This window comes from uncultured Nevskia sp. (assembly GCF_903885465.1).
Taxonomy (GTDB): Bacteria; Pseudomonadota; Gammaproteobacteria; order Nevskiales; family Nevskiaceae; genus Nevskia.
Window position 1 is genome coordinate 1 of sequence record NZ_CAISIQ010000136.1, and the last position, 6,892, is coordinate 6,892.

5 protein-coding genes are annotated in these 6,892 nt (G+C 65.0%); all 5 read left to right on the forward strand.

Annotation, left to right across the window (positions count from 1 at the left end):
- On the forward strand, positions 1-724 hold a 724-nt coding region (locus QZY06_RS05010), incomplete at its 5' end, for a universal stress protein (RefSeq protein ID WP_295681014.1).
- Positions 725-752: 28 nt separating this feature from the next.
- Complete coding sequence (locus tag QZY06_RS05015; RefSeq protein ID WP_295681018.1) at positions 753-1,868, forward strand: AI-2E family transporter; 1,116 nt, start codon at positions 753-755, stop codon at positions 1,866-1,868.
- Positions 1,865-4,591, forward strand: coding sequence for a cation-translocating P-type ATPase (locus QZY06_RS05020; RefSeq protein WP_295681021.1), 2,727 nt, complete (start codon positions 1,865-1,867; stop codon positions 4,589-4,591). The genes QZY06_RS05015 and QZY06_RS05020 overlap by 4 nt, the downstream gene beginning before the upstream one ends.
- 114 nt (positions 4,592-4,705) lie before the next feature.
- A complete protein-coding gene (locus tag QZY06_RS05025; protein WP_295681024.1) occupies positions 4,706-6,127 on the forward strand; it encodes a cytochrome ubiquinol oxidase subunit I in 1,422 nt (473 codons plus the stop codon).
- Positions 6,124-6,892: cytochrome d ubiquinol oxidase subunit II (gene cydB / locus QZY06_RS05030; protein ID WP_295681027.1), on the forward strand; the 769-nt coding region annotated here is incomplete at its 3' end. The genes QZY06_RS05025 and cydB, both read left to right, overlap by 4 nt.

Sequence of the window (6,892 nt, forward strand, 5' to 3'; positions counted from 1 at the left end):
ACAGCAATGGATCGATGAGCGTCTCGGCTGGCTAAACGACGAGCGTCCCGATGCTGGCGTGGAAGATGTCGGAGTGACCACCGAGGTCGTATGGGCAAGCCCGGTGCAGGACGCAATCCTGTCGCACGTCGCCAGTTCCCGTTCGGACCTGGTGATCAAGGACGTGCATCACGAGAACCTGTTGCAACGGGTGTTGCTGAAGCCGCTGGACTGGCATCTGTTGCGAACCTGTCCGGTGCCCTTGCTGCTGGTGCATTCCAGCACGGACGCCGCCCCCAGGCGGGTGATCGCTGCTGTCGACGCCAGCCACACGCCGACCGGGGAGGCCGATCTCAACGACCGGATCATCAAGGCTGCGCGCGATCTTGCGCGGGAGTGCTCGGCGCAACTGCATCTGGCGTTCTCGTTCTGCGGACCCGGCGGCATGCTCGGCTCACAGGGTTCAGGACTCGGCGCCATCGGACGGCTGCGAGATCTGCTGTTGCCTGTGCAGACGAAAAACTTCAACACGCTGGCGGATGCCAATGATGTTCCGCACGACCGGCGCCATTTTCTGCACGGGTTGCCGGCTGAAACCCTGGCCGACTTCACCCGGCGTAATTTCAACGATGTGCTGGTGATTGGTGCCATGCGCCACACGCTCATGGATCGCCTCCTGATGGGGACTGCTGCAGAAGCGATCCTGGACCGCACCACCTGCAATGTGCTGGCAGTGAAGCTTTGAATCCCTTATCTCGAAAGCCGCCTCTCGCATGAAGGACTCGGCAGAGCAGCCTGCGGTCGACACCGGCGCGGCAGGCACACCGCAGAATGCCTTACCGGTCGACCACGATTGGGAGTCGCGCAAGCACATCCGCACGCTGGTGCTGATGGCCGTCACCGCCTTCGGCATCGCGCTTTGCTATGGCTTGGTGGCGCCGTTCCTGCCGGCCCTGGCCTGGGCGCTGGCGCTCGCGGTGCTGTTCGCGCCGCTGCAACAGAGGCTGGAGCGGGTGATCAAGCATCCGGGTCTGGCGGCGTTGTTGTCCGTCGCACTGATCGGCCTGATCGTCGTGGTGCCGGGCAGTTTCGTTGCGCAGCAACTGGTGGTGCAGTTCGCCAAGGGTGCGCAGCGAATCCAGGCCGAGACCCAGTCCGGCGACTGGCAGCGCTTGATCGAAGCACAGCCACGGCTGGCGCCGCTGGTGGCCTGGGTCGAACAGCGTGTCGACCTGCCCGGCGTGGTCGAGACGCTGACCTCCAAGCTGACGGCCGCCGCCGGTCCGTTCGTACGCGGTTCGGCCTATCAACTGATCGGCTTCTGCCTGACCTTTTATCTCCTGTTCTTCCTGCTCCGGGACCGCCGCGCCGCGCTGCTCGCACTGCGCGACTTGTCTCCGCTCAACGATGCGGAGATGAACCGCCTGCTGTTACGGGTCGACGACACCATTCTCGCCACGGTCTACGGCACGCTTGCGGTCGCCGCCGTACAGGGCCTGCTCGGTGGCCTGATGTTCTGGTGGCTGGGCCTGCCAGCGCCGCTGCTCTGGGGCCTGGTGATGAGCCTGCTGGCGGTGGTCCCGGTGCTGGGGGCGTTCGTGGTCTGGATGCCGGCCGCGGTTTTCCTCGCCTTGGAAGGCAGTCCGGGCAAGGCGCTGATCCTGATCGGCTGGGGAATGCTGGTGGTCGGCACCATCGATAATCTGCTGCGTCCTATCCTGGTCGGCAAGCGCCTGAAGCTGCACACGGTGCTGGCCTTCGTCTCGCTGGTCGGCGGACTGATCCTGTTCGGCGCGGCGGGGCTTATCGTCGGTCCGGTGATCCTGACGGTGACGACAGGGCTGTTGGAGATCTGGTCCGCCCGTGTCGCGGTCAGACCGCCCGCATGACGAGGGTAACGGCGGCTTCGCGCACGGTCGTTGCAAAGGACGCAGCTGGTGTCGACTGGCACCGCCAGCCCGCCGAACAGCTGCTCTCGCAGCTCGGGTCCACGAACGCCGGACTGTCGTCGGCGGAAGCTGTGAAGCGTCTTGCCGCCGATGGTGCCAACGAGATCCGCGCAGGCCGGCGTATCAATCCGCTGCGCATCCTGGTGGACCAGTTCAAGGATCTGTTGATCTGGATCCTGCTGGCCGCAGGCTTCGTCTCCGCACTGCTGGGCGATCCCGGTGATGCCATCGCCATTTTCGCGATCGTGGTGCTCAACGCCGCGATCGGCTTCTACCAGGAGTTCAATGCGGCCAAGTCGATCGAAGCGCTGCGCAAGATGGCGGCGCCCCATGCCAAGGTGCTGCGCGATGGCCATCTTGCGTCGATTGCCGCATCGGCCGTGGTGCGCGGAGACATTCTCGAACTGGAAGCCGGTGATCTGATCGCTGCCGATGCGCGCCTGCTCGAGGCGGCTTCACTGCAGTGCATCGAATCGGCCTTGACCGGCGAATCGGAGGCCGTAGCCAAGCGCACCGCGCCACTGGAAGCGGAGGATATACCGCTCGGTGAGCGCGACAACATGCTGTTCATGGGCACCAGTGTTGCCGCCGGCACCGGCAGCGCCGTGGTCGTCGCGACCGCCATGCAGACGGAACTGGGGCAGATCGCCGGTCTGATCGAAGACGCCGATGCGGACCAGGGCACGCCGCTGCAACGCAAGCTCGACGCGACGGGGCGGATTCTGCTCTGGGCAGCGCTGGGTATCGTGGCACTGCTGTTCGGGCTGGGCCTGTTGCGAGGCGTCGATCTGCAGGAACTGATCATGACTGCCATCAGCCTGGCCGTGGCCGCGGTGCCCGAGGGCCTGCCTGCCGTGGTGACCGTGGCGCTGTCGATCGGCGTGCTGCGCATGGCGCGCCGCGGCGCGCTGGTACGCAAGCTGGCTGCCGTGGAAACCCTGGGCTCGACGAGCGTCATCTGCACCGACAAGACCGGCACGCTGACGGTCGGCGAGATGACGGTACGCGCGCTGCATGTGGCGGGCTGCAGCTATGAAGTCAGCGGTGCCGGCTATGGGCCGGCGGGCGAGGTGCTGTTCGAAGGCATCCAGGCTGGTGAGCCGCATCGGGCGGCATTGCTCGAACTCGCGACGGTGCTGCTCGGCTGCAACAACGCGCATCTCATCGAGGAAGACGGTGTCTGGAAAACCATCGGCGATCCTACCGAAGGGGCCTTGCTGGCCGCCGGTGCCAAGGCCGGCGGTGACCGGCAGCGCATCGAACACGAAATGCCGATGCAGCAGGAACTGCCATTCGACTCGGACCGCAAGCGCAGCTCGGTGATCCGTCGCCTGCCTGATGGCCGCCTGCGGGCCTACGTCAACGGCGCACCAGGATTGTTGCTGGAACGCTGCACGCAGCTCTACACCGGTGCCGGAACCCGGCCACTGACCCCGGAGGACCGTGAACAGATCCTTGCCAGGACCTCGGCCATGGCGAGCCAGGCCTTGCGCGTGCTCGGTTCCGCGACTCGTGATCTCGACAAGGGCAGCGAACGCACCGCCGACTCGGTGGAGCAGGGCATGAGCTTCGTCGGTCTCACGGGCATGTATGACCCACCCCGAGTGGAGGCCAAGGACGCGATTGCACGTTGCCAGGCCGCCGGCATCCGCGTGGTGATGATCACCGGCGATCATCCGAGCACGGCAACGGCCATCGCCGCCGAACTCGGAATCGGGTCGGCGCTGACGGCAGTCACGGGCGTCGCGCTGGACAAGATGGCAGACGCGGAATTGCGGACCCGGATACGCGACTTCGCCGTCTACGCACGCGTCACCGCAGGGCACAAGCTGCGGATCATTCGCGCACTGCGTGCGACCGGCGACGTGGTCGCGATGACCGGCGACGGCGTCAACGACGCACCGGCGATCAAGGGCGCCGACATCGGCATCGCCATGGGCGGCGCCGGCACCGAGGTGACCAAGCAGGCCGCGGACATGATCATCACCGACGACAACTTCGCCACCATCGTCGCCGCGGTGGAGGAAGGCCGCGGCATCTACGACAACATCCGCAAAACCCTGCAATACCTGCTGGCGGGGAGCACTGCCGAACTGCTGCTGATGGCAGTCTGCGTGATCGTCGGCCTGCCGGCGCCGCTGCTACCGATCCATCTGCTGTGGATCAATCTGGTCACCGATGGGCTGCCTGCGCTGTGCCTGGCCAGCGATCCCATCGACCCCGAGGTGATGAAACGCGAACCGCGCCCGCGCACCGAGCGCATCACCAACCGCGCCTTTCTCGGCACCATGGTGTTCACCGGTCTGCTCACTGCGGCCGTGACGTTCGCGGTCTATCTTTACGTGCTCGACACCGAATCGACTGAAACCGCGCGCACCTACGCATTCACGGTGCTGGTCTTCGCAGAACTGCTGCGCGCCTTCGGTGCTCGCAGCGAAACCGAACCGGTCTGGCGCATCTCGCTGCTGACCAATATCAATCTGGTGGTGGTGGTGGTACTGACCATTGGGTTGCAGATCGGCAGCCAGTACAACGACCTGCTCGGGTCCTTCCTCAAGACTGCGGAGATGCCGCTGCACGACTATTTCCTGCTGCTTGCACTGGGAGGCATTCCACTTGCGGCGCTGGAAGTGGTGAAGCTGCTGCGAAACCGGCGGACCTAGAGATTCGGCAAGTCTCCTGTCCCTGCCGGTGCAGCTTGTTGCCCAACGCACAGACATTCGCGCCTGCAGATCGCAAGGTGATTCAGGCATACGACTCACCGGACCAAGCGATTCATGCATGAGCTCGACGCAACCTTGCTTGCGCGAATCCAGTTCGCGTTCACCATCAGCGCCCATATCGTCTTCCCGGTCTTCTCGATCGGACTGGCAAGCTATCTCGCGGTGCTCAATGGCCTGTGGCTGAAGACCGGCAAGCCGGTCTATCGCACGTTGTTCGATTACTGGAAGAACATCTTCGCGATCGCCTTCGGCATGGGCGTGGTGTCGGGCATCGTCATGAGCTACCAGTTTGGTACCAACTGGAGCGTGTTCGCCGACAAGACCGGCCCGGTACTTGGCCCGCTGATGGGTTACGAAGTGCTTTCCGCATTCTTCCTGGAAGCGGGCTTCCTCGGGATCATGCTGTTCGGCCTGAAGCGGGTCGGCGCCGGACTGCACTTCTTCGCCACCTTGATGGTGGCGCTGGGGACCTTCATGTCGGCGTTCTGGATCCTGTCGGTCAACAGCTGGATGCAGACGCCTGCAGGCTATGCGATCAACGATGCGGGGCAGTTCATCGTCACCGACTGGTGGGCGGTGATCTTCAACGCCTCGTTCCCATACCGCATGGCACACATGGTGCTCGCCGCTTACCTGACCACGGCCTTCGTTGTCGGCTCGGTCGGCGCGTACCACCTGCTCAGAAGCCGCGACCGCCCGGAGCCGTTGCAGGGCGCGCGCGTGATGTTCTCGATGGCGATGTGGATGGCAGCCCTGGTGGCGCCGCTGCAGATCGTCGCGGGTGACCTGCACGGTCTCAATACCCTGGTGCATCAGCCGCGCAAGATCGCGGCCATGGAAGGGCACTACGAGACCGAGGCCGGCGCACCCCTGATCCTGTTCGGCCTGCCCAACGATGCCGAAGAGCGCATCGACTACGCGCTGGGGATTCCGAAGCTCGGCAGTCTGATCCTCACCCACGACACCAACGGCACGCTGCAAGGTCTCAAGGAATGGCCGAGAGCCGAGCGTCCACCGGTCGCCATCGTGTTCTGGAGCTTTCGGATCATGGTGGCGATCGGCCTGGCGATGCTCGGCATCGGCTTGTGGAGCGTGCTGCAGCGAGCGCGTGGCCGCCTGTACCAGTCACCGCGGCTGCATCGCGCGGCGCTGCTGATGGGCCCCGCAGGCTTTGTCGCGGTGTTGGCCGGCTGGATCACCACCGAGGTCGGACGCCAGCCCTACACCGTGTATGGCCTGCTCACCACGGCAGACTCCGTATCGTCGATCGCGGCACCGGCGGTAGCCTCGTCGCTGATCGCATTCATCGTCGTGTACTTCCTGCTGTTCGGCGCCGGCACGGTCTACATCCTGCGGCAGATGCGCCTGGCGCCCGAAACCGCGACGCCGGATCTGCCACCGGATCAGCCGATACGCGCGGCCGGCATCATGCCGGCGCCGGTGCTCGCCGTCGCCGACAAGGCGGGCAGGGCATGAACTTCGATCTGCCGCTGATCTGGGCCGGCCTCATCGCCTTCGCCGTGCTCGGATACGTGCTGCTGGACGGCTTTGATCTGGGTGTGGGCATCCTGTTTCCAATATTCAGGACCGAGTCCGAGCGCGACCAGGTGATGAACTCGGTAGCGCCGGTATGGGACGGCAACGAGACCTGGCTGGTGCTCGGCGGAGGCGGCCTGTTCGCGGTCTTTCCGCTGGCCTATTCGGTGATCATGCCGGCGCTGTACGCGCCGGTGATCGCAATGCTGCTGGCCCTGGTGTTCCGCGGCGTCGCCTTCGAATTTCGCTGGAAGACGCAGGAGCGGAAGTTTCTCTGGGACTGGGCCTTTGCCGCTGGCTCTGCCACTGCCACGTTCATGCAGGGAATCGCGCTCGGTGCGCTGGTGCAGGGCATCCCGGTCGCCAACCGTGCCTATGCGGGTGGCTGGTGGGACTGGCTCACCCCGTTCAGCCTGCTCACCGGCGTCGCGCTGCTGGTGGGCTATTCGCTGCTCGGCGCGACCTGGCTGGTCTACAAAAGCGAAGGCTCGGTGCACTTGATCGCCCACCGCGCCTCGCGCACCGCTGGCGGCGCAACACTGACGCTGATCATCCTGGTCAGCCTGATCACGCCATCTCTCAATCCGCATTTCATGGAGCACTGGTTCCACTGGCCGCAAATGCTGTACGTCTCGCCAGTGCCGCTGCTGGTGATCGCACTGGCGGTCGGCCTGTTCCGCGGTCTGCAGGCGGGCCGTGAGCTGC

What these genes read in the sequence shown, in the direction of transcription:
- QZY06_RS05020 (WP_295681021.1), top strand. Translation starts at nt 1,865, where the DNA reads ATGACGAGGGTAACGGCGGCTTCGCGCACGGTCGTTGCAAAGGACGCA.
- QZY06_RS05025 (WP_295681024.1), top strand. Translation starts at nt 4,706, where the DNA reads ATGCATGAGCTCGACGCAACCTTGCTTGCGCGAATCCAGTTCGCGTTC.
- QZY06_RS05015 (WP_295681018.1), top strand. Translation starts at nt 753, where the DNA reads ATGAAGGACTCGGCAGAGCAGCCTGCGGTCGACACCGGCGCGGCAGGC.